General features: G+C 71.3%; 23 protein-coding genes and 1 pseudogene. 8 read left to right on the top strand and 16 right to left on the bottom strand.

All coding sequences use genetic code 11. The features are described 5' to 3' along the window. The first annotated feature begins 176 nt into the window (after nt 1-176). Both A5481_RS02340 and A5481_RS35055 read left to right on the top strand, forming a co-directional pair. On the top strand, nt 177-662 hold the full coding sequence (locus tag A5481_RS02340) for an isochorismatase family protein (protein WP_245238998.1): 486 nt from the start codon (nt 177-179) through the stop codon (nt 660-662). Beyond that, nucleotides 638-808 (top strand): cysteine hydrolase family protein, encoded by a 171-nt coding sequence (locus tag A5481_RS35055; protein WP_245239000.1) that lies wholly within the window; start codon nt 638-640, stop codon nt 806-808. Before A5481_RS02340 ends, A5481_RS35055 begins: the two co-directional genes overlap by 25 nt. A gap of 19 nt (nt 809-827) precedes the next feature. On the opposite strand, the gene A5481_RS02345 is transcribed toward A5481_RS35055, so the two are convergent. Both A5481_RS02345 and A5481_RS02350 read right to left on the bottom strand, forming a co-directional pair. After that, nucleotides 828-1,754 carry a DMT family transporter gene (locus tag A5481_RS02345; RefSeq protein WP_048435437.1) on the bottom strand — a complete coding sequence of 309 codons (927 nt, stop codon included), beginning with the start codon at nt 1,752-1,754 and terminating at the stop codon, nt 828-830. A gap of 95 nt (nt 1,755-1,849) precedes the next feature. Beyond that, nucleotides 1,850-2,080, bottom strand: a complete 231-nt coding sequence (locus A5481_RS02350; protein ID WP_053082469.1) for a DUF1127 domain-containing protein — start codon at nt 2,078-2,080, stop codon at nt 1,850-1,852. Between the two features lie 128 nt (nt 2,081-2,208). On the opposite strand from A5481_RS02350, the gene gcvA reads away from it, so the two are divergent. Further along, complete coding sequence (gene gcvA / locus A5481_RS02355; protein WP_048435438.1) at nt 2,209-3,126, top strand: transcriptional regulator GcvA; 918 nt, start codon at nt 2,209-2,211, stop codon at nt 3,124-3,126. 12 nt (nt 3,127-3,138) lie between these two features. Here the strand turns inward: gcvA and A5481_RS02360 are convergent, their stop codons facing one another. Then, nucleotides 3,139-4,035, bottom strand: a complete 897-nt coding sequence (locus A5481_RS02360; RefSeq protein WP_048435439.1) for a LysR family transcriptional regulator — start codon at nt 4,033-4,035, stop codon at nt 3,139-3,141. A gap of 107 nt (nt 4,036-4,142) precedes the next feature. Here A5481_RS02360 and A5481_RS02365 point away from each other — a divergent pair, with 107 nt between their 5' ends. Beyond that, a complete protein-coding gene (locus A5481_RS02365) occupies nt 4,143-4,937 on the top strand; it encodes an SDR family NAD(P)-dependent oxidoreductase (protein ID WP_048435440.1) in 795 nt (264 codons plus the stop codon). Nucleotides 4,938-5,386: 449 nt separating this feature from the next. Here the strand turns inward: A5481_RS02365 and A5481_RS02370 are convergent, their stop codons facing one another. The 6 genes and pseudogenes from A5481_RS02370 to A5481_RS33225 form a co-directional block, all read right to left on the bottom strand. Next, the gene (locus A5481_RS02370) at nt 5,387-7,036 is read right to left on the bottom strand and encodes a vanadium-dependent haloperoxidase (RefSeq protein ID WP_210179209.1); all 1,650 of its coding nucleotides are present in this window, start codon (nt 7,034-7,036) and stop codon (nt 5,387-5,389) included. A gap of 415 nt (nt 7,037-7,451) precedes the next feature. After that, on the bottom strand, nt 7,452-8,492 hold the full coding sequence (locus A5481_RS35650; RefSeq protein WP_064503756.1) for a glycosyltransferase: 1,041 nt from the start codon (nt 8,490-8,492) through the stop codon (nt 7,452-7,454). Next, nucleotides 8,489-9,283, bottom strand: a pseudogene (locus A5481_RS34515) (nucleotidyltransferase family protein). The gene A5481_RS35650 and the pseudogene A5481_RS34515 overlap by 4 nt, the downstream one beginning before the upstream one ends. Nucleotides 9,284-9,289: 6 nt before the next feature. Then, nucleotides 9,290-10,417: a CgeB family protein gene (locus A5481_RS02385; protein WP_048437575.1), complete on the bottom strand. Its 1,128-nt coding sequence runs from the start codon at nt 10,415-10,417 to the stop codon at nt 9,290-9,292. Between the two features lie 454 nt (nt 10,418-10,871). After that, nucleotides 10,872-11,372 (bottom strand): hypothetical protein, encoded by a 501-nt coding sequence (locus tag A5481_RS02390; protein ID WP_048437576.1) that lies wholly within the window; start codon nt 11,370-11,372, stop codon nt 10,872-10,874. Next, nucleotides 11,369-11,719 (bottom strand): hypothetical protein, encoded by a 351-nt coding sequence (locus A5481_RS33225; protein WP_156312216.1) that lies wholly within the window; start codon nt 11,717-11,719, stop codon nt 11,369-11,371. The genes A5481_RS02390 and A5481_RS33225 overlap by 4 nt, the downstream gene beginning before the upstream one ends. A gap of 386 nt (nt 11,720-12,105) precedes the next feature. Here A5481_RS33225 and A5481_RS02395 point away from each other — a divergent pair, with 386 nt between their 5' ends. Both A5481_RS02395 and A5481_RS02400 read left to right on the top strand, forming a co-directional pair. Beyond that, the gene (locus tag A5481_RS02395; RefSeq protein ID WP_048437578.1) at nt 12,106-12,867 is read left to right on the top strand and encodes an endonuclease/exonuclease/phosphatase family protein; all 762 of its coding nucleotides are present in this window, start codon (nt 12,106-12,108) and stop codon (nt 12,865-12,867) included. A 62-nt stretch (nt 12,868-12,929) separates the two neighbouring features. Next, on the top strand, nt 12,930-13,856 hold the full coding sequence (locus A5481_RS02400; RefSeq protein ID WP_048437588.1) for a lysylphosphatidylglycerol synthase transmembrane domain-containing protein: 927 nt from the start codon (nt 12,930-12,932) through the stop codon (nt 13,854-13,856). Between the two features lie 43 nt (nt 13,857-13,899). On the opposite strand, the gene A5481_RS02405 is transcribed toward A5481_RS02400, so the two are convergent. From A5481_RS02405 to A5481_RS02420, 4 genes are all read right to left on the bottom strand, one after another. Continuing rightward, nucleotides 13,900-14,487, bottom strand: a complete 588-nt coding sequence (locus A5481_RS02405; protein WP_048437579.1) for a TetR/AcrR family transcriptional regulator — start codon at nt 14,485-14,487, stop codon at nt 13,900-13,902. 2 nt (nt 14,488-14,489) lie between these two features. Further along, a complete protein-coding gene (locus A5481_RS02410) occupies nt 14,490-14,954 on the bottom strand; it encodes a nuclear transport factor 2 family protein (protein ID WP_048437580.1) in 465 nt (154 codons plus the stop codon). A 245-nt stretch (nt 14,955-15,199) separates the two neighbouring features. Next, entirely contained in the window at nt 15,200-16,636 is a 1,437-nt protein-coding gene (locus tag A5481_RS02415; protein ID WP_048437581.1) for a phospholipase D-like domain-containing protein, read from the bottom strand. Between the two features lie 182 nt (nt 16,637-16,818). Beyond that, complete coding sequence (locus A5481_RS02420) at nt 16,819-17,349, bottom strand: TspO/MBR family protein (protein ID WP_048437582.1); 531 nt, start codon at nt 17,347-17,349, stop codon at nt 16,819-16,821. A gap of 103 nt (nt 17,350-17,452) precedes the next feature. On the opposite strand from A5481_RS02420, the gene A5481_RS02425 reads away from it, so the two are divergent. Both A5481_RS02425 and A5481_RS02430 read left to right on the top strand, forming a co-directional pair. Further along, entirely contained in the window at nt 17,453-18,607 is a 1,155-nt protein-coding gene (locus A5481_RS02425) for a trans-sulfuration enzyme family protein (protein WP_048437583.1), read from the top strand. Nucleotides 18,608-18,792: 185 nt separating this feature from the next. Further along, nucleotides 18,793-19,257 (top strand): hypothetical protein, encoded by a 465-nt coding sequence (locus A5481_RS02430; protein ID WP_048437584.1) that lies wholly within the window; start codon nt 18,793-18,795, stop codon nt 19,255-19,257. Nucleotides 19,258-19,264: 7 nt separating this feature from the next. Here A5481_RS02430 and A5481_RS02435 read toward each other — a convergent pair whose 3' ends face one another. The 3 genes from A5481_RS02435 to mdoH all read right to left on the bottom strand — a co-directional run bounded on the left by A5481_RS02435 (nt 19,265) and on the right by mdoH (nt 22,361). Beyond that, nucleotides 19,265-19,855, bottom strand: coding sequence for a PIN domain-containing protein (locus A5481_RS02435; RefSeq protein ID WP_048437585.1), 591 nt, complete (start codon nt 19,853-19,855; stop codon nt 19,265-19,267). 3 nt (nt 19,856-19,858) lie between these two features. Further along, the gene (locus A5481_RS02440) at nt 19,859-20,314 is read right to left on the bottom strand and encodes a helix-turn-helix domain-containing protein (protein WP_048437586.1); all 456 of its coding nucleotides are present in this window, start codon (nt 20,312-20,314) and stop codon (nt 19,859-19,861) included. A 100-nt stretch (nt 20,315-20,414) separates the two neighbouring features. Beyond that, nucleotides 20,415-22,361 (bottom strand): glucans biosynthesis glucosyltransferase MdoH, encoded by a 1,947-nt coding sequence (gene mdoH / locus A5481_RS02445; protein WP_082984886.1) that lies wholly within the window; start codon nt 22,359-22,361, stop codon nt 20,415-20,417. Nucleotides 22,362-22,412: the final 51 nt, after the last annotated feature.

The following is a 22,412-nucleotide window of genomic DNA, read 5'->3' on the forward strand; positions in this document are numbered from 1 at the left end:
ATCGTGATCGACGTGCACGTGCCCATCGTGGTTTGAGTTCCGACATCCGACGCAGCGCCATCATCGCACTTTCCGAAACGATCGTTTTCCATCGTTTTTATATTCAGCCGGAAACCTCCCGGACATACTCCCTCCATCGACACCGCGCCGGACCGGCCGCCCCGATGGAGACGACGATGACGAAGCCCTACAACCGCCTCGACCTCGACCAGGCCGTCGTCCTGCTGGTCGATCACCAGGCCGGCCTGATGTCGCTGGTGCGCGACCTCGATCCCGACCGCTTCAAGAACAACGTGCTGGCGGTCGCCGACCTCGCCGCCTACTTCGAGTTGCCGACGATCCTCACCACCAGCTTCGAGGAGGGCCCGAACGGGCCGATCATGCCCGAGCTGAAGGCCAAGTTCCCGGACGCGCCGTTCATCGCCCGGCCCGGCCAGATCAACGCCTGGGACAACCCCGATTTCGTCGCCGCCGTGAAGGCGACGGGCCGCAAGCAGCTGATCATCGCCGGCGTCGTCACCGAGGTCTGCGTCGCCTTCGTCGCGCTGTCGGCGATCGCGGGGGCTACGAGGTCTTCGCCGTCACGGATGCATCGGGCACCTTCAACCCGGTGGTGCGGGACGGGGCCTGGAACCGGATGTCGGCGGCCGGCGTGCAGCTGATGAACTGGTTCGCGGTCGCCTGCGAGCTGCACCGCGACTGGCGCCGGGACGTCGAGGGGCTGGCGACGCTGCTCGGCGACCACATCCCGGATTACCGCAACCTGATGACGAGCTACGCCGCGATGCGGGGCAAATCCGCCGCCTGACCGCTCCGGCCCGCGGCGGCTACTCGGCCGCCGCGGGTCTCCGCCGCCGCAACAGCCGCCCGTCGATCGCCACGAGTCCCGCCCCGATCAGCGCCATGCCGAGGAGCTGGCGCGGCACCACCGGCTCGCCGAGCACCAGGGCGCCGAGCAGCAGCGCCGAGACCGGGATCAGGAAGGTGACGAGCATCAGGTTCGTCGCCCCGGCGCTCGCCAGCAGGCGGAAGAAGATCACGTAGGCGAGCGCCGTCGAGAGCGCGGCGAGGCCCAGCACCGCCGCGACCGCCGTGGCGGGGGGCGCGGGCAGCGTCCAGGGCCGGTCGACCGCGAGGGCGACGGGCAGGAGGAGGACGGACGCGGCGGTGACCTGACCGGCGGCCGCCGCGAGCGGCGGGATGCCCATCCGCTTGAACCGCCGCCCGTAGATGCCGGCGAAGGCGTAGGAGAGCGCGGCGAGCAGCACCGCGCCCTGCGCCAAGGCCTCGCCCCCGAGCCCGGCGAGGACCGACGGCCCGACCATCACGGCGACGCCCGCGAGGCCCGCCACCACGCCGGCGAGGCGGTTGCCGGTCAGGCGCTCGTCGTCGGTGAGGACGTGCGCCACCAGCACCCCGAAGAGCGGCGTCGTGGCGTTGAGGATCGCCGCGAGACCGGAGGCGATGTGGGTCTGGCCCCAGGCGATGAGGCAGAACGGCACGGCGTTGTTGAGGAAGGCCGCGCCCAGGAAGGCGAGCCAGACCCGCCCGCCCCGCGGCACGGGCACGCCCCGCACCCGGAGCACGAGCCCGAGGATGAGGGCGGCGAGGCCGACGCGCAGGACCACCAGGGTGAGCGGCGGCAGCGCGCGGAGCGCGACCCCGACGAAGAAGAACGAGCCGCCCCACAGCACCGAGAGGACGAGGAGCAGGCCCCATTCGGACGGGGTCATCGGGCGGTTGGCAGGCGGCATCGGGTTCTCCGGGATGGACGCCGCACCATGCCCCAGGGGCAGCCCGGCATCCTCCCGTTCCTTGCGGTGGAATCCCCCGTCGGCGGAATCCGGATCTAGTCGATCCAGAACGGCTTCCCGCCCTCGCGCAAGGCGTCGGCCCGCGACAGGCCGACATCCTTGAGGAGGCCGTCGGGGCAGCCGCGCAGGGCGCGGCGCTCGCGCCGGCGGTCGGCCCAGAGCTCGACCCGCTCGATCAGCGAGACGGGGTCGCGCCGGCGCGGGGGGCTGAGGCGGATGGCGGGAACGAGGCGCAGGTTTCCTCGGCCAGCGACGAGGCTCGTCATGGCTCTCTCCGGGGAGATGATCGGGTCGATGTGAGGAGAGATTGCCTTTCGGGGCCCCGGAGAGCAAACCAGATCGCCTCGGCCGTCGCCGCAGGAAATCTGGGCCACACGCAGCACCGGGACACGCCATGGCTCTCGATCGGGGATCCCGCCGCCGCCTGCCGCCGCTCAACGCCGTGCGGGCCTTCGAGGCGGCGTCCCGCCACGCCACCTTCCACGAGGCCGGGGACGAGCTCGGGGTCAGCGCCGGCGCGGTGGCGCAGCAGGTGAAGATCCTCGAGGGCTGGTTCGGCCTTCCCCTGTTCCGCCGCCTGCCGAGCCGGGGCGTCGCCCTGACGCCGGCGGGCGAGCGCTTCGCGGCCTCGGCCGGCGAGATGCTCGACGGCCTCGCCGAGGCTACCGCCCGGCTGCGGCGCCAGGGCCAGGACCACGTGCTGACGGTCAGCACCACGCATTCCTTCGCCAGCCTGTGGCTGATCCCGCGCATCGGCAGCTTCCGCGCGCTGTATCCCGACCTCGACGTGCGGGTGGTGGCCAACAACCGCCTCGTCGATTTCGCCCGCGACGACGCCGATCTGGCGATCCGGCACGGACGCGGGCGCTACCCGGGCCTGCGCTCCGACCTGCTGATGCACGACGTCGTGTTCCCGGTCTGCAGCCCGGCCCTGCGCGACGGCGAGCCGCCGTTGCGCAGGGCCCGGGACCTCGCCCGCCACACCCTCCTGCACGACGACGACCCGATCGACCTCGAGGCGGTGGGCTGGCCGCAATGGCTCGCGGCGGCGGGCGTGTCCGGGGTCGACGCCTCGCGGGGCCCGCGCTTCACCCACACCTTCATGGTGCTGCAGGTCGCCACCGCCGGCGGCGGGGTCGGCCTCGCCACGCGGGTGCTCGGGGGCGACCTCGTCTCCGGCACCGGCCTGGTGCGGCCCTTCCCCGACGAGGTGGCGAGCCCCTACAGCTTCTTCCTCGTCACCCCGACCGAGACCGACGCCCCGAAGGTGGCGCGGTTCCGGGACTGGATCACCGGGCAGGCGGCAGCGTAGGGCCGGCGCTCGTCACGCCCGCACCGAAGCGTGGGCCGCGAGGAAATCGACGAAGCAGCGGATGCGCGAGGACAGCCGCTCGTGCCCGGCATAGAGCGCGTGGATGTCCTCGGAATCGCCCGGGTTGAACGCATCGAGCACCGGCACGAGGCGGCCTTCGGCGATGTCCTCGTCGACGTGGAAGCGGGCGAGCCGGGCGAGGCCGGCGCCGCCGAGGGCCATCCGCCGCACCGCCTCGCCGGAATTGCCGAAGAAGCTCCCGTGCACCGGCCGCTGCACCACCGCCCCGTCGATCAGGAACGGCCAGGTGTCGAGGGAGCGGCGGAAGCTGAAGTTGAGGCAGTTGTGCCCGGGCAGCGCGTCCGGATGGTCCGGGATGCCGGCCCGCGCGAGATAGGCGGGAGCCGCCACCACCGCGAGGCGGCTGCGGCCGAGCAGCCTGGCGCGCAGGCGGGTGTCGCGCAGGGGGCCGATGCGGATCGCCACGTCGGCCCGGGCCTCGACGAGGTCGACCACGTCGTCGGTGAGCGCGAGATCGACCCGCATCCGCGGCTGCTCGACGAGGAAGCGCGGCAGCACCGGCAGGATCCGCTTCAGGCCGAACGGCACCGAGGCGTTGACCCGCAGGAGCCCGCTCGGCTGGGCGATGTCGCGGCCGAACCCGTCCTCGATGGCGTCGAACTCGGCGATCAGCTCGCTCGCCCGGGCGAGGTACAGCTCGCCCTCCGGCGTCAGGGTCATCGCCCGCGTGGTGCGCCGGATCAGCCCGACGCCGAGCCGCGCCTCGAGCCGCGCCACCGCCCGGCTCACCGCCGAGGGCGTGCGCCGCAGGGCCTTGGCGGCGGCCGCGAAGCTGCCGCGGCGCGCCACCTGCACGAAGGCCTCCATCTCGCCCAGCCGGTTGTCCATGGCGGCCCCATTGATGCGTCCTATGCACGATCATCGTGCCGGCGCGCGCGCTGGTCATCAATCGCCGCAAACGTCATCTCGGGCTCTCACAGGCGAAGGATCGACCCATGGACCTCAAGCTCGGCGGGAAGACCGCCCTCGTCACCGGCGCCACCGCGGGCATCGGCCTTGCCATCGCCCGTCGCCTCGCGGCGGAGGGCGCCGCTCTGGTGCTGCCCGGACGCAACCGGGAGAAGCTCGACGCGGCGGCGCGGACGATCGCCGCCGAGCCCGGCGCGCGGGCGCCCCGCACCGTCCTGGCCGATCCGGCGACCGCCGACGGGACGAAGGCCCTGGTCGCGGCGGTGCCGGAGGTCGACGTCCTGGTCAACAACCTCGGGATCTACGAAGCGAAGGCGTTCGAGGAGATCACCGATTCCGACTGGCATCGCCTGTTCGAGGTCAACGTGGTCTCGGGCGCGCGCCTCGCCCAGGCGTATTTCCCCGGCATGCTGGCGCGGTCCTCCGGGCGGATCGTGTTCGTGTCGAGCGAATCCGGCCTCGTGCCGCCGACCGACATGCTGCACTACGCGGTGACGAAGTCGGCCCAGCTCACCATCGCCCGGGGCCTGGCGCAGCGCACCCGCGGCACCGGCGTGACGGTGAATTCCGTCCTGCCCGGCCCGACCCGCTCCGAGGGCATCGTCGATTTCCTGAAAAGCGTCGCCTCCGATCCGGACGCCCCGGCAGCGGAATTGGAGGCGGAGTTCTTCCGGGTCCACCGCCCGCTCTCGCTGCTGGCCCGGATGATCGAGCCCGAGGAGATCGCCGGGCTGGTGGCCTATCTCGCGAGCCCGCTCGCGGCGGCGACCAACGGCGCGAGCCTCCGGGTCGAGGGCGGGATCGTGCCGACGATCGCGTGAGGCGCCCGTCGCGGGCCGGCCGGAGCCTCGCCCGACGACGTGGATGCCGGTTCGTCGGACGACGCGGCAAGATGGAAAGCCCCGCGCGGCGCGCGACCGCGGGGCGATCGGGCGCCGCTCCAGCTATGGGCGGCGCGGCGGATGGCGCAGTACTTGTTCGTGAGGGCGTCGATGTCGACCTGGACGAGCGGGCCGGCATTGCCGGCATTGGCGCCGCGCCGGACTTCCCGCACCATCCCGTCCAGGTCCTCGCCCGGGAGGCCCCCCGGCTCCCGGGCGACCGCCGACCGACCCCGCCTCGGGGCCGGTGACGGCGGACATGAAATCCGCCCAGGTCGGATATCTGCGCGCGACGTCGCGGATGGTCGGGATCATCTTGGTTCCCCTGCGGTCGAGAATCCTGCCGGGAGCGTGACGAGACGTCGCCTCCCGGCGCGGGCGACGTCTCGTCACGACGACGGCGTCGATGTCGTCGCGGTCTTCGCCGCCGTCGCAGTCGCCTTCCTGGTCAGGCAGCGCTTGAAGATCCGCCGTGCGAGCTTGCGGCCGAGGGCGTCGCCGCCCCAGCCATGCGTCCTGGTCCGGTCCTCCCCGTCGAATCGCCAATGCACGCCCAGGTACACGCGGGACTCGATGTTCTCCCGGATGGCCTCGGCGAGCGTCAGCGTCCGGTGGTGGACGGGCCGCACCGACCCGTCGGGATCCACGTTCTTCCCGTCGAACTCCTCCGATTTCACCACGAAGGACGGCTTGTTGCCGCCGGCCTCCTCGTTGAGGAAGCGCCGCAGGATCTCGAAGCAGGTGGTGCCGAACGAGGCGTGGCCGGACGGGTAGGCCGGGAAGTTCGGCGTCCGGTTGAACATGCCGACCTGGTTCGTGCGCGGCATGCCCAGGGGCTTCCAGAACGGATCGCTGTCCGTCACTGCGGCGAGGGCGCCGCCGTCATAGCCCAGGCCGTCATCCTGCTGGCGAATGCCGACGACCGGGCGCCAGAGATCGTAATCGTACTTCGCCTGCCACGCGATGATGCCGGCATCCGCCATGCCCATGTTGATCAGCGCGAGCAGCCGCAGCACTTGCGGCGTCGTCAGGGTCGTCCCCGCCTCCGCCAACGCGGCGATCATCGCGCGGGCACATTGGTTGTAGAGCCGCGGGGGCGTCCCGATCCGCCACGCGCCGTCATAGGCCCAGAACGTGGCGATGATCCGCTGATCGACACTGCGCGCCGCAGAATCCGCGCCGCCGAACTGTTTGACCTCGTTGAAACTGTCCCGGTAGCCCTGGTCCACGTTCCCCGGGGTGTGGCCGGGCGGCGCATCGAGATACTCGTGGTGATCGTAGACGGCCACGGTCCCGTCCTGCCTGACCGCCTTCCTGCAGAAGGCCGGCAACTGGCCCCAGAGCGGATTCAGGCGGCCCTGGTCGCTCGCGTAGGGATCGGGCTGATGGCGGCCGTCGAGGAAGGTGAAGTTCTTGTCGTCCGGCTGCGACACGATCGGGGCGTCGCCCTGCCGAAGCGCCGCCATGGCGGCGAAGACCCGCTCGCCGAATTGCTGACCGCGGCCGACGTCGCCCGGGGCCATGCCGGACCCGAGCAGCATCGCGGCGAAGGCGGCGAACTGGTCGGAGACGAAGACGGCCTGGCGCGGATACAGGTCGCGCAGGGCGCGCGCCGCGGCCCCGCCGATCGCCGCGGCAGCCCAGGCTCCGCGATCCGGCGGGACGGCGAGGCCGTAGGGCGTGAGGCGGTCCGGCGGATCGGAGAGCGCGAACGCCTCGTACATCGCGAGATGGACCATCGCGAGGGCCCGGGACGTGCGCGTCGGCCCGCCCTGCTCCGGCATGATCATCGGCGATCCGTTCGGACCCGGGAACGGATCGAAGTCGCGTCGCGCCACCTCGATCGCCACGTCGTTCCAGAAGAGTGCGGGGTCGGTCATGTCGTACCTCCCTGTGCTCCGGTCGGGGACCGGTTCGATCGCCGGATGTCGCGGCACGAGGGGCTCGCGCGGGACGAGACCCGGGCGAGCCGGCACCGCTCGCCGGCTGGGACGCCCGGGCAGGGACCGTCGATGCCGGAACGGCACCGCCGGCCGCAACTCGCGGCGACGATTTCGAGATGAGACGCCACAAGACAGCTACGATCGATCAATGTCGACTAAATATAATCACAAAATATGTACTTTAGTATCGACTGATTAAGTATATAGTTAAATTAGTAAAGATGCTTTAGTGATACAAAAACTGACATAAATCTTCTTTTGATGCATTATCCACAAATTTCGCGATCATCATCAGTCGAACATACCACGATCGGGTCGGCTTGAAACGCCTTACCAAGTGTCGATTTCGATAATATAACAGTCATGCGTCGATGTTCGGTGCGAAAAGGCACCTGTCGCCTCGTCTTGACCGGCATCACCCATCCTTCATTTGAAGGATGGAACTCCTCGCGGCGGATCGGCGGTCGATCGGTCCGCCGAGGCGCGGCACGGATCCCGGATCGCGGGGACCTCAGGCGGCCACGATCTGGCGGTAGCGCGCGAGATAGGCCGCCGTCATGCGGGCCTCCGAGAACCGCGCCCGGGCGACGGCGCGGCAGGCCTCGGGATCGAGGGTGCCGGCCGCCGCGACCGCCGCGGCGATCCCGGCCTCGTCCGCCACCAGGAAACCGGTGCGGCCGGGCTCGACGATCTCCGGCAGGGCGCCGCTCGGAAACGCGACCACCGGCGTGCCGCAGGCCATCGCCTCCATGGCGACGAGGGAACTCGTTTCCGGCGCGAGGCTCGGCACCACGAGGCAGCGGGCGGCGGCGAGGAGCCGGCGCTTGCGGGCGAAGCCCAGGGGGCCGAGGAATCGGCGGGACCGGTCGAGGCGCGGGGCGATCTCCCGCCGGAAATAGGCCCGGTGGGCGGGGTAGTCGTAGACCTGGCCGCCGAGCAGCAGCGGGAAGCCGCCCCGATGCGCCGCCGCGAGCGCGTGGTGGAACCCCTTCTCCGGGCAGATCCGCCCGAGCGCCAGCGCGAAGCCCCGCCTCGCATGGCGCGCCGTCGCCAGCGCCTCGACCGGCACGCCGTTCGGGATCGGCGGCAGCAGGGCGGGATCGGGCGGGCATGCCCGGGCCTGCGCCGCGGAGACGCCGTGGATCCAGGTCCGGGGCCGGCGCGGGTGCAGGGCCTCCAACGGGTACCAGGCGGGCGGCAGGTGCAGCGTCGCCAGGACCGGCGGGCCGGGCGGCGGCAGGTACTCGGCGAAATCGATCCCGTGCAGGTGGATCAGGTCGACCGGATGGTCGCGCAGGGCCTGCGCGATGGCGGCGCGGTGGCGGGCCCGGGCGCGCTCCCGCGCCGCGTCGTCGATCGGCCCGCCCTCGGCCGGGACCGGCACCAGGGTGCCGGCGACCCGCGAATCCGCCCGCGCCACGACGACCGAGCGGTGGCCCGCCGCCGCAAGGGCGGCGTCGAGGCGGGCGAGCACCTGCTCGGCCCCGCCGACCGCGTCGGGGCCGACCGGCGCGAACGGATAGGCGACGGCCAGGATGGTGAGCGGCCTCACGGGACCGGCCGCGTCTCGTCGCCCTTCGGATGGCCGAGCGACAGCCGCCGGCCCTGCGCCCCCTCCCCGGCATCCTCGGCCCCGAGGAGCGCCATCGCGGCGCGGTAGCCGTGGAGCGTGCCGGTATCGACGTAGGCGCTGCCGGCGCGCACGCCCGTCGCCCGGCCGCCCGCCGCGAGCCAGGCGTTGACGAGGGTCCCGACATACTCGTCGCGGCATTGCCGCGCCTGCCACAGGGCGTGGAGCTCGGAGAGGATGCCGCCGGTGAGCTTGAACGCCCCCCAGACCCACGACGAGGCGGCGTCCCGGCTCTTCACCTGGATCTCCCGCACCGCGTCGCCGTCGAGCACCACGGCGTCGAACAGCTCCGGCCGCTCGACCGGGAAGAGCAGGAACGACAGGCCCTCCGCCGGCAGCCGCGCCAGGCCGTCATCCGGGAATCACACCGTGTCGGGCAGCCCCACCAGCACCGGCTCGTCCGGAGCGATCAGCGGCAGGGCGCGGAACAGCGCGTCGCACAGGCCCTCGGGGCGCGGCTGCACCACGTAGGCGATCGGCGCCGGGCCGTAGCCGGAGCCGTAATACTCGACGATGTCGGACTTGCCCGGGGCGATCACGAAGCAGATCTTGTCCGCGCCGGCCCGGATCATCCGCTCGACGACGTACTCGCTCACCACGCAGGGACGCTCGGCCCCGTCGCGCAGGCGGCTGCCGACCGGCAGGAGCTCCTTGGAGAAGGCGAGCGGCTGGATGCGGCTGCCGCGGCCCGCGGCCGGAACGATGCCCCACATGCGGTCTCATGCCTCCAAGGTCACGGAAGGTCGGGTCACGGAAGGTCGGGTCAAGGGAGTTCGCGCGATCGGGGTGCGGGCGGATTCGAGCAGGGCCTCCAGCTCCGCCGCCCGGTGCGCGGAGGTGTGGGCGGCGAGGGTGCGCGCCCGCCCGGCCTCGGCGATGCGGCGCAAGGCTGCATCGCCCCGGTCGAGGGCGGCGAGCACGGCGTCCGGCGTCTCGGCGAGCAGGATGTCCTCGCCGGGCCGGTAGAAGGCGTCGAGCCCGTCGAAGGCGTCGCTGAGCAACGCGGCGCCGCAGGCGGTGGCCTCGAACAGGCGGCCCGACGGGCACCAGCCCATGGCGGCCATCGCCGCCCGGGTGACGTTCAGCGTCAGGCGCGACGAGGCGTAGAAGGCCGGGTGCTCCTGCGGGGCCAGGTGACGCACGAAGAAGATGTTGTCGGTCCAGGGAAAATCCGGCGGGTACTGCGCCCCGCCGATCAGGAAGCGCCGGTCCGGCCGCCGCCGGGCCGGCTCGACGAGGCAGGACAGGACCTTGGCCTGCCGATCGGCCGCGTAGGTACCGAGATAGGAGAGGTCGGCGGCATAATGGGCCTCTGCCGCCGCGGGCCGGTGCACCTCCGGGTCGACATGCCCGTAGAGCGGCGCCGCACGGGCCGCACCGAGATCGTCGCAGAGCGCCGCGAGGGCCGGACCGCCGGTATAGCTGAGCACGAGGTCGAAGCCGCGAAACCCGTCGGGGCCGACATACTCCACCGCCTCGCCGCGGCGCAGCCGGTCGAGGGTGACGGGGGTGTCGAGGTCGTAGAACACCCGCAGCGCCCGGCCGTTCAGGACGAGGTCGGTGGCGGCGAGCGCGTCCGGGCAGTAGGACGTCACCATCGCGACGTCGGCCTGCGCCACGTCGCGGGCGGCCCGCTCCCGGATCTCGTCCCAGCCCGAGAACAGCACGAGGCGCCCGTTCGGGATCTCGGCCAGGTCGCGGTGGGGCGCGTAGAAGGGCAGGTCGCGCTCGTAGAACACCACGCTGTGGCCCCGTCGCGCCAGCGCCCGGCACAGGCCCCGCCACAGGGTGGCGTGGCCGTTGCCCCAGGACGAGCTGATCGTCAGGCCGAAGACCACGAGCCTCATCGTGCGCACCCGTCCCGCCGGGACGTCTCCGCCGCCGCTCTCCCGTCGTTCCGCATGCCGGTCCCTCCCGCCGGTCCGTCCCGAATCCGCGGGAGAACGTGCGCCGGCTTGATCCGTTCAGGAGCTAACATTGCGGTTTCGGCGCGGGCCTGACACGGGCGTCCTCGTCCGGCCGCCTGCTCGCGTCTCGAATGTGGCCCTACCAAGATGGGCCTGCATTCGACATGTTCACCCTGTGGATATATTGTGCGAAACGATTTAAACTGTATTTCGCAAATAAATCAGAGTGGGCTCAGATTTTTAAACGCTCGCAATTCCAAATCATTCTTCTATGGAAGATTTGTTCAGTCTCCACAATATCATGTCGAGATTATATGATCAATAATTCTCAGAAACGATGATGCAAAAATACAAAGAGGGATCGCAGCCCCCCCGATTTTACACGGGCGCCGATCTATACCGGCGCCAGGTCATTCTTTACGGGAGGCAGGGCAGATGCCGATTTTTGCATCAGCACATCTGCCAGCCGCGCGAAAGGAATGACGAACGTGAGTGCCAGAAGCTGCACGCCCAATAACACCGTCGCCAAAGGACTGCCGAGAACGCCCCCCAGAAGGACCGCGAGCGTCAGGTGCTTCCAGCGTTCCGTCTGGTTGGACGGCACCCCGGCATAGCCTTCGCTCCGGGTCTGGCCGCGGCGGCGCCACAAGGCCACCAGGATCGACGGCACGACACCGAACGCCAGCACCCAAGCCATGCGCCGATGCGAAAGGCGCGGGATCAGCACAAGGATGGTCTTACGACGCTCGTCCGACAGGTGCGGATCGTGCAGCATCGCCCCTGCCAGGTCGGTCGCCCGCCGCTTGTAGAAGTCGGCCACCTTGAGAAAACGGTTCGCGATCGCCGCGTAAACGACGACGATCAAGCCGGCCCAGAGAATCAGCTCAAGCGTCATGGCTTCTTGCCTTTCCCACTCTTGTTACCGGGCCTGCCTTTCGGCACCTTCTCCTTGACGCGCTTGGCGTGAGCGGCCGCCGACTCCCTCCTGGGATCTACATACAGCTTGACCCTTAGCCAATTCACAACGAGGACCGATGCGATTCCAATGACCCATTCGGCTGCCGTGGGTGCAGATAAGCACGAGACGAGCCAATCCCAAAGCGACCGCATGTCGCTCGCCATCTCGCCAACGGCGACGGACGTTTTCAGGTTCCGCCACGTCTCGGCGACTTGCGCGATCAGTTCACCGATCCCGCTGGCGATGACCTTTCCGACCGCCAGCACGCCGACGATTTGAAGCAAGGTCCCCCGTAGACTCGTCAAGAACGAACGATATCGTTTCATTCAAGATCGCGCCAAGCATAAAGGATTTTTGCATGCATATCAATCAGCCGTCGGCGGGCGCCGACTCATGTACAGATCGCAAACATTTTGTCAACCTTGAGTGATTATTTTACACAAGTTTAATATTGGAATCTATTTTCATAGATTGCGCTATATTATACTGGTGAGATCGGATCGATAGGAACTTACAGGACGGCATTGCAATGACATTCTCTGCGAGATGCGGTGCAAGCCCGGTCTAAAAAATTTGCGGGCGATCGGCCGCTGCTGCGGTCGCGGCGCCGAACCACCGCCAGGCTCGGCCGTTGAGGGAAACCCGCTCCCCGCCAGAAGGCCCGCCCCGGTTGCTCCGCGTCCTCACCTACAACGTCCGCCGCTGCCTCGGCGCCGACGGCCGGCTCGCCCCGGAGCGGATCGCCGCGGTGATCGCCGCCTGCCGGCCGGACGTGGTGGCGCTGCAGGAGCTCGATGTCGGCCGCGCCCGCAGCGGCGGGATCGACCAGGCCGAGGCCGTCGCTGGCCATCTCGGCATGCGCTCCCACTTCCATCCGGCGATGCGGGTGAGCGAGGAGCTCTACGGCGACGCGATCCTGACCGCCCTCCCCTCCCGGCTGGTGCGGGCGCAAGCCCTGCCGGGCCGGGACGGGTGCGAGCCCCGCGGCGCGCTCTGGGTGTCGGTCGCCCTCGGCGACGCCGAGGTGCAGGTCGTCACCACCCATCTCGGCCTCGACCGGCGCGAGCGGTGGGCCCAGGCCGAGGCGCTGCTCGGGCCCGGCTTCCTCGGCGATCCGGCCTGCCGCGATCCCGTCGTGCTGCTCGGCGACTTCAACGCCCTGCCGGGCTCGGGCGTCCACCGCCGCCTCGCCGCCCGGCTGCCGGACGCGCACGGAGCCCGGGCCTGGACGCGGCCGACCTTCCCGGCCCGCCTGCCGCTCCTGCGCATCGACCACGTCTTCGTCAGCCGCGGCGTCGCGGTGCGGGCGGTGCGGACCCTCGGCGGCCGGCTCGCCCGGGTCGCCTCCGACCACCTGCCCCTCGTCGCCGACCTCGACCTCGCGCCGGCCGTCGCGCCCCCCATCTCCGTGCCCCGGGAGGAACCCGCGTGACGCAAGGCCCCGAGCAGACACAGGATAAGCGGAAGACCTCGGCGCGCCGGCGCTGGTGGACCATCGTCGCCACGGTGCTCAGCGTCGCCCTCGGCGGCTACCTGCTCTACCGCACGCTGTCCGGCTACAGCCTCGCGCAGCTCGTCGACGCGGTGCGGGCGCTGCCGGCCGGGCGCCTCGCCGCCGCCGGGGGGTTCGCCGCCGCGAGCTACCTCTGCCTCACCGGCATCGACTGGCTGGCCCTGCGCGCCGCCGGCACGCCGCTGCCCTATCCCCGCGTCGCGCTCGCGGCCTTCATCAGCCTGGGGCTCGGCCACAGCATCGGGTTCGCCGGCCTGAGCAGCGGGGCGATCCGCTACCGCTTCTACACCCGCTGGGGCCTCAAGACCGCGGACGTCGCCAAGGCGGTGCTGTTCTGCGGCGTCACGGTCGCGGTCGGCCTGATGGCGCTCGGCGCCGTCGCGGTGCTGGTCCATCCCGGTCTCGCCCGGGACGTGACCGGGCTGGGGCCGGGCGCCGTGCTGGCGGCGGGCCTCGCCTGCGCGGGCGGCGTCGCGGCCTATCTTGGCCTCGCCGCCTGGTGGCGCAAGCCGCTGCGGTTCCGGCGCTGGTCGCTCGAGATGCCGCCGCTCCCGCTCGCGGCGGCGCAGGTGGGCCTGGGCGCGGTCAACTTCGCCCTGGTCTCGGCCTGCCTGCACCAGGTCCTGTCGGCGGTCTCCGACGTCGGCTACCTCGCGGTGGCCTCGGTCTTCGTCATCGCCAACGCGGCGGTGCTGATCACCCACGTGCCGGGCGGCGTCGGGGTGATCGAGAGCGTGGTCGTCCACCTGCTGCCGAAGACCGACGTCATCGGCCCGCTGATCGCCTTCCGCTGCCTGTACTTCCTCGCGCCCCTGGCCCTCGGCCTCCTCGCCTTCGGGGCGACCGAGGCGGTGTTCCGGTGGCGCGATGCGGGCAGGGCGGCTACGGTCGAAACTCAATCGGCTTGACGATGCCAGGGTCTGGTTCGACCCTCGGCGGCCCTTTGCACGGTCAAGCGGATTGGGGTGGCGTCCTGGCGATCGCGGCGAGCAAGGTCGAATGCTGGCGGTGGATGACCCTGAGAAAGGCAGCTTCGTCTCCCACGGCTCGCGCCAACACGATCGCGCCCTGTATTCCCGACACTACCTCCTCCGCGATCCGCTCGGCCGGCGACGGGGGAACTCCCGCGGTTTCAAGGCAATGAGCGAGTGCCGATATCCAGCGCACGAAATAGCTCCTCGTCCGGATCGCAAAAGCCGCTCCGGAGGAACTGAGGCCGATACACCCGACGAGGCATACCCTTCTGCCGGACCGGAAGTATGCCGTCACATCCTCGATCATGGACGTGACCGCCGCCGCCGGATCATGTGCCTGCTCCAGCGGCGCGAAGATCGTCGTCGCAAACCATGAGTCGATGTCGGCAAGAACAGCCTCCATCATTTCCTCCTTCCCGCCGGGGAAGAAGTTGTAGAGGCTGCCCTTACCGAGGCCGGTTGCCTTCGACAGCAGCGACAGGCTCGCACCCTCGAACCCATGCTCGCGGAACACTTCCGCCAGGGCCGACACGGCGTCGGCACGCTCCGTCAGGACGCGCTTCACGCTCAAAGGCCGAGGTCGCTGAGCGAGGGATGATCGTCGGGTCGGCGGCCGAGGGGCCAATGAAATTGGCGCTCCGCCTCGGTTATCGGCATTTCGTTGATGCTGGCATGGCGGTGCTTCATCAGTCCGTCCTCGGCAAATTCCCAGTTCTCGTTGCCGTAGGCGCGGAACCAGTGCCCGCTATCGTCGCGATACTCGTAGGCATAGCGCACCGCGATCCGATTGCCGGTGAAGGCCCACAGTTCCTTGATCAGCCTGTATTCGTGTTCCTTGTTCCACTTGCGAGTGAGGAAGGCTCGCGCCTCGTCACGGTTGGTCGCGAATTCGACACGGTTCCGCCAGCGCGTGTCGAGCGTGTACGCCAGCGCGACCTTGGCGGCGTCGCGCGTGTTCCAGCCGTCCTCTGCGAGGCGCACCTTCTCGATCGCCGACTCTTCGGTGAAGGGGGGCAGCGGAGGTCGGGACATCGGATCACCTTCAGGAACCATCTTGTACCGATCGGTACAAGATGGCCGTTGGTGGGTCAATCCCTCTTGGGGACCACTCCTCGCGAGGTTGGTGATCCGGGATCCCGGATTGGATCCCGGATTCATGTCGACCGACGCTCGTCGCCGCCGATGCCGAGCATCAATGTCGACAGCCGCGTTCCACCCCGAGCAGTCCCTTCGCCCAGGGCGCCCGGTCGGGCGGTCGAGCCGAGAGAGTTTAAGCCCTACGCCGTCCCGAACGGCCGCTCCGGGTCGAGCAGCTCCGAGCTGACCAGCGGATCGAGCAGGCCCTCCTCCTCCGGCACCTCGCAGACCCGCAAGGACCGCGGCCCGCCCATGTGGCGCCGGATCGCCGCGATCAGGCCGTCCTGGGAGGTCGCCTCGGCCATCGCCTCCGGCGCGAGCCCGAGATGCTCGGCCAGCAGGCGGTCGCGCAGGGAGCGGATCGCCCGGCGCTCCTCGGGGGTGCGGGCCTCGACCGCGAGGTCGCACTCGGTGTCGAGGGCGACCGAACGGTTGTTGAGGTTCGACGAGCCGATGCGCAGGAAGCGGTCGTCGATGAGGACGAGCTTGGCGTGGACCTCGATCTCGCAATCCTCCTCCTCGTCCTCGCCGCCGGAGCCCGGCACCACCGGATAGGCGACGAGCAGGCGCCCGAAGCGGTCGACGGCGCGCAGCCGGCGCAGCACCCGGTCGCGCGGGGTGCCCATGGCGACGCGCTCGGTGAAGTTGTGCGAGCGCCGCGTCAGCACCACCACGATCTCCGGCCCGGCCTCCGCCGCCAGATGGGCCGCGAGGGCGTCGGCGACGAAATCGGCCGTGAGGTACTGCGCCTCGAGGTAGATCGTCTCCCGGGCCGAGGCGAGGGCGGCGGCGGTGAGCGCGGCCGCCTCCTCGACCGAGGGCTCGCGGCCCTGGAGCGGCATGGTGCGGGCGATGGCGACGGGGGCGTCGGTGAACAGGGGGGCGAGGCCCTGCGGCCAGACCGGCGCGGCGCCGGCGACGGGCGCCAGGATCTCGCCGGTGGCGGCGCGCCAGCGCGCGCGGGCGAGGTCCCCGATCCGTGCCGCCGCCTCGCCGTCGACCGCCATCTGCAGGTCGTGCACCGGCGGATAGAGCTCGCCGTCGGGATTGGTGCGCAGGGGATCGCCGGCCGTATGGGCCGGGGTGTCCCAGCGCCCGACCGTGAGGTCGATGCCGCCGGCGAACGCGACCCGGTCGTCGATGCAGACGAGCTTCTGGTGGTGGGCGGCGTAGAGCGGATGATGCGTGTCGAGGCGCACGCTGATCCGCGGATGCGCCTCCCACTCGGCCCCGAACAGCAGCGGCAGCGCCGCGCCGGGCCCGTGCACGGTCGCGACGCTCCAGACCAGCACCCGCACCTCGAGGCCGGGGCGGCGCGCCGCGAGGTCGCGCAGGAGCGGCCCCAGCGGCGGCGATTCCTCCGCGCTGGCGTCGTGGCGCAGGCGGATGCGCCCGTCGAAGTCCCATCCGACGATCAGGATCGAGGTCTGCGCCTGGCGCAATGCGTCCTCCAGCCGGGCGAAGTACTCGGCGGAGTCGATCATGACCGCGACCCGCTCGGCCCGCGCCACGCACCAGCAGGTACGGCCGGGCTGGAACAGGGTCTCGGTCTCGTCGCACGCGGGTTGGGTGGTCATGGGGCGCCTGTACCCTCCTGTCGGCAGCCGGGGAACGGGGCCGGAACGGCGAGCGGACCCGTCCGTTCCACGGCCGGGCGACCGCAACCGGGCGACGCGGCCCGGTCGCGGACATCTAGTGCGGCTGGCGTGACGCCGTGAAGGCGGGTCTCCCGCCTCGCGTCCGGCGCGGGCCCGCGGCCTCAGTTCATCCACCAGATCGCCGCGTTGAGCGCCGTCGCGTAGGCGACCCAGGCGGCGTAGGGCACGAGGACGAGGGCGGCGATCCGGTCGAGGGGGGCGAAGAGCCGGATCGTCCACAGGATCATCACCAGGAGGGCGACCACCACGACGAGGCCGCCGGCCGGATCGTGCCGGGCGAAGAACACCGGCGTCCAGGCGCCGTTGAGGGCGAGCTGCACGAAGAACGCCCACAGGGCGAGCGTCCGGGTGCGCTTCAGGCCCCCGGTCGCCGGCGCGGTGCCGAGCACCCGCCAGCCGGACCAGGCGATCAGCGTGTAGAGGATCGTCCAGGCGACCGGGAACAGCCAGTTCGGCGGCGTGAAGCCGGGCTTGGCGAGGCCCGCATACCAGGTCGGGATGTTCGGCGTGGTCGCCAGGCTGCCCGCCACCGCGACCGCGGCGACCGGCAGGATCGCGGCGGCGAGGCGCGGCACGGGCGAAAGGACGGGCCGGGCGGGGTCGGGATTCGGCAGCGTTGCGGTCGGCGGCATCTCGGGCTCGGGTGCTATACCGGGATGGAGGTTGCGCGCCGGCACCGCTTCTGCAAGGGCGGCGGGGCAGCAAAAGATCCCTGTCCTTCCCTGGAGTCCCGGCATGAGCCACGCCCCGCGCCCCTGGTCGAAGAAGAGCCTCGCCGCGCAGGCGCTCGGCCACGTCGATCCGGTCACCAAGGCGGTGGTGCCGCCGATCCACGTCGCCACCACCTACATCCGCGACCCCGACAACCTGTACTCCTCCGGCTACGTCTACGGCCGGCCCGACAACGCCACGGTGCGCGAGGCGGAAGCCGTGATCGCGATGCTGGAGGAGGCCGAGGCCGGCGCGCTGCTGTTCTCCTCCGGCATGGCCGCCGCCACGGCGGTGTTCGGCGCCCTCGACCCGGGCGACCACATCGTGGCGCCGACCGTGATGTACTGGGCGCTGCGGCGCTGGCTGTCCGAGGAGGCGACGCGCTGGGGCCTCAAGGTCGATTTCGTCGCCACCGACGACCTCGACGCCCTGAACAGCGCGGTGCGGCCCGGGCAGACCAAGCTCGTCTGGCTCGAGACCCCCTCGAACCCGCTCTGGACCGTCACCGACATCGCCGGTGCCGCGGCGATCGCCCACGCGGCGGGCGCCCGCCTCGCGGTCGATTCGACGGCGAGCTCGCCGGTGGTGACCCGGCCCCTGAGCCTGGGCGCCGACGTGGTGATGCACGCCGCCACCAAGGTGCTTAACGGCCATTCCGACGTGATCGCCGGGGCGCTCGCCGGCGCGAAGGCCGACGAGTTCTGGGCCCGGATCCAGCGCATCCGCTCCGGCAACGGCGCGATCCTGGGGCCGTTCGAGGCCTACCTGCTGATGCGCGGGATGCGCACGCTGCACGTGCGCATCGCCGCCCAGATGGCGAATGCCGGCGACCTGGCACGGCGCCTCCAGGCCCACCCCGCAGTCGGCCACGTGCTCTATCCGGGCCTCGCCGAGCATCCCGGCCACGACGTCGCGGCCCGGCAGATGACCGGCGGCTTCGGCACCATGCTGTCGATCCGGGTGGCCGGGGGCGAGGCGGCGGCGATCCGCACCGCGGCCCGGGTGTCGCTGTGGAAGCGGGCGACCTCGCTCGGCGGCGTCGAGAGCCTGATCGAGCACCGCGCCTCGATCGAGGGCCCGGGCACCCCGTGCCCGCCGGACCTGCTGCGCCTCTCGGTCGGCATCGAGGATGCCGACGACCTCTTCGCCGACCTCGACCAGGCCCTGCGCCAGGAGTGACCTGCGCAAAGGAGTGACCTGCGCACAGGAGTGACCTGCGCCAAGGAGTGACCTGCGCCAGGAGCGGGGGGCGGGAGCAGGACAAGACGGCGGGAGCTTGTTGGGAAGCTTCCTGGGGAGCTTCTTGCGATCTCGGCGCGTTGACCGGTGAAGCTTTTTCTTCTCCGGCCCACGGGAGACCCGCCATGCCCGCCGCCCTGCCCTTCGCGCTCCTCGGCGCGCAGCTCGTTCTCGTCGCGGCGGACGGTCCGCCGCGGCTCAACATCGAGGCCACCTGCAACTCGCCGGGCCGCGCCTCGGTCAGCCAGGAAGCCGGCTCGGACGGCTGCCTGCGCTCCGAGCGCTCGGCGGGCGACGAGCTGCGCAAGCGCTGGGGCCAGTTCTCCGGCCCGGCCAAGACCCAGTGCTCGCAGCAATCGACTGCCGGGGGCTTCCCGAGCTACGTCGAGATGCTGACCTGCCTCGAGCTCGCCAGCGGCACCGTGCCGGTGACGAGCCCGACCAACCGCGCCACCGCCGGCCAGGGCAGCCCCGCCACCACCGGCAGCGTCCGCGGCCGCCCCGAGGAGCGCGCCGACAGCATGACGGCCGAGCCGGCGCCGAGCCAGCGCACCGACCCGCTCAAGGTGCTGGGCAAGCCGGCGCGGTAGGCGTGGGCTAGAGCACGGCGGCGTAGGGGCGGAGCACGTCGACGGTCTCGACGAGGCCGGCGGCGTCCATATCGACGAGAAGGGCTTCGGCGTCCTTCTCGGGCCGCCTGAAGCGCCGCCGCATCAGTCGGATGGCTGCCGTGGCCCGACCGGGATCGAGCGCGATCGTGTCGGCCAGGAAGACGTCCGTGGAGCGTGCCTCCAAGTCCATCGGCAGAAGGATCGCCGCCGGAAAGTCCTTCAGGTTGTCGGTCACGATGACCGAAGCCCGGGTCTTCACGGCCGCAGCGAGGACGTGAGCGTCGCTCTCGTCCGGCAGGCCGGCACCGAGACCCAGCAAACCCGCGAAGCCGGATACCATGGCCTCCTCGAACGCCACCTCCATGGCCGCGCGGGCGCGCGCCGCCCGCCCGGCGGCATCGGCGACATCCTTGCCGGACAGGATCTCGGCGATGGCCCGCTCGGTCTCGATCAGGACGGGTTCGGACCATCGGATGCGGAAGAACTCCGCCTCGGCGAGGGTCAGGAGCAGGTTCCGCTTCAGGGCGCCGGCCAGGGCACAGGCGTCGATGAACGCGGTGCAGCGGCTGGCGAACATCGCTCAGAGATGCTCGGCATCCATCTCCGCCAGCGCGGACAGCGCCGCGCCGCGCCCGGCGTCGCGGGCCCGCTTGTAGGCGAACAGGTGCTCGGCCTTGATCCGCCGATGTCGTCCGACCAGGGTACAGGGGATCTCCTGCCGGTCGAGCAGCGAGATGAGGAACGGCCGCGAGACGTTCAGCAGGTCGGCCGCCTGCTGGGTGGAGAGCATCTGCCCGACCGGCACCAGCGTCACCGCGTGGCCGCTGCCGACATGCCGGAGGAGATCGATCAGCAGGTTGGACAAGGCCGGGGTCAGCGTCACCTCGACGGGAGACGTCGTCTCGTCGAGGATGCGCAGGTTCGCCCGGTCGACGGCGTGGGCGGCAAGGATGGTCCGGAGCTGATTGGCCGCAATCCGCTCGTCATCGGAGGGAAGGCGGCCGCCCAGAGGTTCGGCATGGGCCGGCACGGTCATGGACGCCTCTCCTCTCGAACGAACGCGATCCCATTATTCGCAACAAACGCAACGAACGCAATCATCGCAAGTCAGGACCGGGGGCTGCGTCCCGGCCTCGTCAGATCTCCCGCGGCGGCGACGCCTTCGCATCGTCCGTCGCCGTCGCGAGCCAGACCGGCGCCTCGCCCCGGACGGGGAGGCGCGCCGGGGCCTGGACCGGCGGGGCGGCGCGGGCCGCCGCGAGGTCGCGCAGCTCCGGCGCCTGGGCGGTGTCGTCGACGGTGAGGAACAGGCCGCGCCGGCGCGCCGCCTGGCCGAGATCGGCCCGGCTGGTGAGCACGCTGAGCGCCGGGCTCGCCAGGAGCGCGAGGGCGAGCGGCGCCATCCACAGCGCCAGGAGCGGGTCTGCGGCGTAGACGAGGGCCGCCGCCAGGAGCCCGCCGGCGACCAGCGAATCGGCCTGGAGCCGGCAGGCCTCCGACCACGGCACCCGGCGGTCGTCGCGGACCTGCGTGTCCCAGCGCACCACCCGGCCGGCGAAGGTCGTCGCCACGGCGCCGGCGTTGAACAGGGTCATGACCGGCCAGAGCAGCACCCACAGGGCCTGTTCGAGGGCGGCGCTGACGAGCAGGCTCCGCGTACCCCCGAAGGCGGCGCGGCGCTCCGGCGACAGGAGGATGTGGCCGAGGCTGAGGAGCTTCGGCAGGGCGAGCACCGCGAGGCTCAACGCGGCCAGGATCGCCGATGCCGGCCCCTCGCCGGTCAACCCGTAGGCGATGAGCCCGAGATCGCCGCTGCGGATCGCCTGCCAGGTGCCGAGGGCCAGGAAGGCGACCCAGACCGGCGAGGCGAGATAGGACAGGATGCCGGCGCCGAGGTGCCAGCGGCTGCCGGCGGTGAGGCCGGCCGAGCGGATGATCCCGAGATGCTGCAGGTTGCCCTGGCACCAGCGCCGCTCGCGGCCGAGGAGATCGGTGAGGTTGGTCGGCATCTCCTCCCAGGTGCCGGGCTCCTCCGGCAGGAGGCGCAGCTCCCAGCCGGCCCGGCGCAGGAACGCCCCCTCGACCGTGTCGTGGCACAGGATCTCGCCGCCGAGCGGGGCGCGACCGGGCAGCACCGGCAGCTCGGCATTGGCCGCGAAGGCGTCGATGCGCAGGATGGCGTTGTGGCCCCAATAGCCGCCGTCCGGCCCCTGCCAGGTCTCGAGCGCCCGGATCGACAGCGGCGCGTAGAGCCGCACCGCGAATTGCTGGATGCGGGCGAACAGGGTGTCGCGCCCGGCGGCGTAGCTGACGGTCTGGATCAGGCCGGTGCGGGGGTTCTCCTCCATCAGCCGCACCAGGCGGCGCATGGCGGCGCCGGTCATCAGGCTGTCGGCGTCGAGCACGATCATGAAGTCGTACTCGGCCCCGTAGGTCCGGCAGAACTCCCCGATATTGCCGGCCTTGCGGCCGCTGTTCTCCCGGCGGCGGCGGTAGCGGATCGCCGGCAGGCCGGCCCCAGGAGTCTCGCGCCGGGCCTGCTCGCGCCAGGCCTGGATCAGGGCGAATTCGCGCTCCTCGGCCGCGGCGATCTCCGGGTCGCGGGTGTCGCTGAGGACGAAGAGGTCGAGGTCGCGCCCGTCGCCGCCGGTGCGGGCGAGCGAGCGGGCCATCACCCGGATCGCCGCGAAGACCGCCGCCGCATCCTCGGCGTGGATCGCCACCACGGCCGCGGTGCGGCTGCGGCCCGTGGCCTGCGGGGCGGTCCCGGCGGCCTGCCGCTCCACCGCCGACATCACCCGGGCCCCCAGGCCCGCCGCGACCGCGCCGTAGAGGTAGGTCCAGGCGATGTAGGATTGCCAGGCCATGGCGAGGCAGAACAGCACCAGCACGGCCGCCTCGAGCGGCCCGTCCGGCATGCCGGCGCCGGCGAGCGCCGCGAGGGCGAGGGCGAGCGCGGTCGCCACCGTCGGCAGGGCGAGCGCCAGGCGCCGCCGGCGCAGGGCGGCGGCGTCCTGACGTTGGGTGAGGTCCGCGGCCGGCGCAGCCGGCACCGCATCGTGCGACGAGGGGACTGGGGACATGAGGGGGTCGCGTGAACTCGGTGGAAGGGGGCCGGGGCGGGACGCGGCGCC

Origin of the sequence: Methylobacterium platani, assembly GCF_001653715.1 — a bacterium.
Taxonomy (GTDB): Bacteria; Pseudomonadota; Alphaproteobacteria; order Rhizobiales; family Beijerinckiaceae; genus Methylobacterium; species Methylobacterium platani.

Excerpts from the sequence above, each read along its gene's own strand:
- A5481_RS02340 (WP_245238998.1), top strand. The coding sequence starts at position 177 with ATGACGAAGCCCTACAACCGCCTCGACCTCGACCAGGCCGTCGTCCTG.
- A5481_RS35055 (WP_245239000.1), top strand. The coding sequence starts at position 638 with ATGTCGGCGGCCGGCGTGCAGCTGATGAACTGGTTCGCGGTCGCCTGC.
- A5481_RS02345 (WP_048435437.1), bottom strand. The coding sequence starts at position 1,754 with ATGCCGCCTGCCAACCGCCCGATGACCCCGTCCGAATGGGGCCTGCTC.
- A5481_RS02350 (WP_053082469.1), bottom strand. The coding sequence starts at position 2,080 with ATGACGAGCCTCGTCGCTGGCCGAGGAAACCTGCGCCTCGTTCCCGCC.
- gcvA (WP_048435438.1), top strand. The coding sequence starts at position 2,209 with ATGGCTCTCGATCGGGGATCCCGCCGCCGCCTGCCGCCGCTCAACGCC.
- A5481_RS02360 (WP_048435439.1), bottom strand. The coding sequence starts at position 4,035 with ATGGACAACCGGCTGGGCGAGATGGAGGCCTTCGTGCAGGTGGCGCGC.
- A5481_RS02365 (WP_048435440.1), top strand. The coding sequence starts at position 4,143 with ATGGACCTCAAGCTCGGCGGGAAGACCGCCCTCGTCACCGGCGCCACC.
- A5481_RS02385 (WP_048437575.1), bottom strand. The coding sequence starts at position 10,417 with ATGAGGCTCGTGGTCTTCGGCCTGACGATCAGCTCGTCCTGGGGCAAC.
- A5481_RS02390 (WP_048437576.1), bottom strand. The coding sequence starts at position 11,372 with ATGACGCTTGAGCTGATTCTCTGGGCCGGCTTGATCGTCGTCGTTTAC.
- A5481_RS02410 (WP_048437580.1), bottom strand. The coding sequence starts at position 14,954 with ATGTCCCGACCTCCGCTGCCCCCCTTCACCGAAGAGTCGGCGATCGAG.
- A5481_RS02415 (WP_048437581.1), bottom strand. The coding sequence starts at position 16,636 with ATGACCACCCAACCCGCGTGCGACGAGACCGAGACCCTGTTCCAGCCC.
- A5481_RS02420 (WP_048437582.1), bottom strand. The coding sequence starts at position 17,349 with ATGCCGCCGACCGCAACGCTGCCGAATCCCGACCCCGCCCGGCCCGTC.
- A5481_RS02425 (WP_048437583.1), top strand. The coding sequence starts at position 17,453 with ATGAGCCACGCCCCGCGCCCCTGGTCGAAGAAGAGCCTCGCCGCGCAG.
- A5481_RS02430 (WP_048437584.1), top strand. The coding sequence starts at position 18,793 with ATGCCCGCCGCCCTGCCCTTCGCGCTCCTCGGCGCGCAGCTCGTTCTC.
- A5481_RS02435 (WP_048437585.1), bottom strand. The coding sequence starts at position 19,855 with ATGTTCGCCAGCCGCTGCACCGCGTTCATCGACGCCTGTGCCCTGGCC.
- A5481_RS02440 (WP_048437586.1), bottom strand. The coding sequence starts at position 20,314 with ATGACCGTGCCGGCCCATGCCGAACCTCTGGGCGGCCGCCTTCCCTCC.
- mdoH (WP_082984886.1), bottom strand. The coding sequence starts at position 22,361 with ATGTCCCCAGTCCCCTCGTCGCACGATGCGGTGCCGGCTGCGCCGGCC.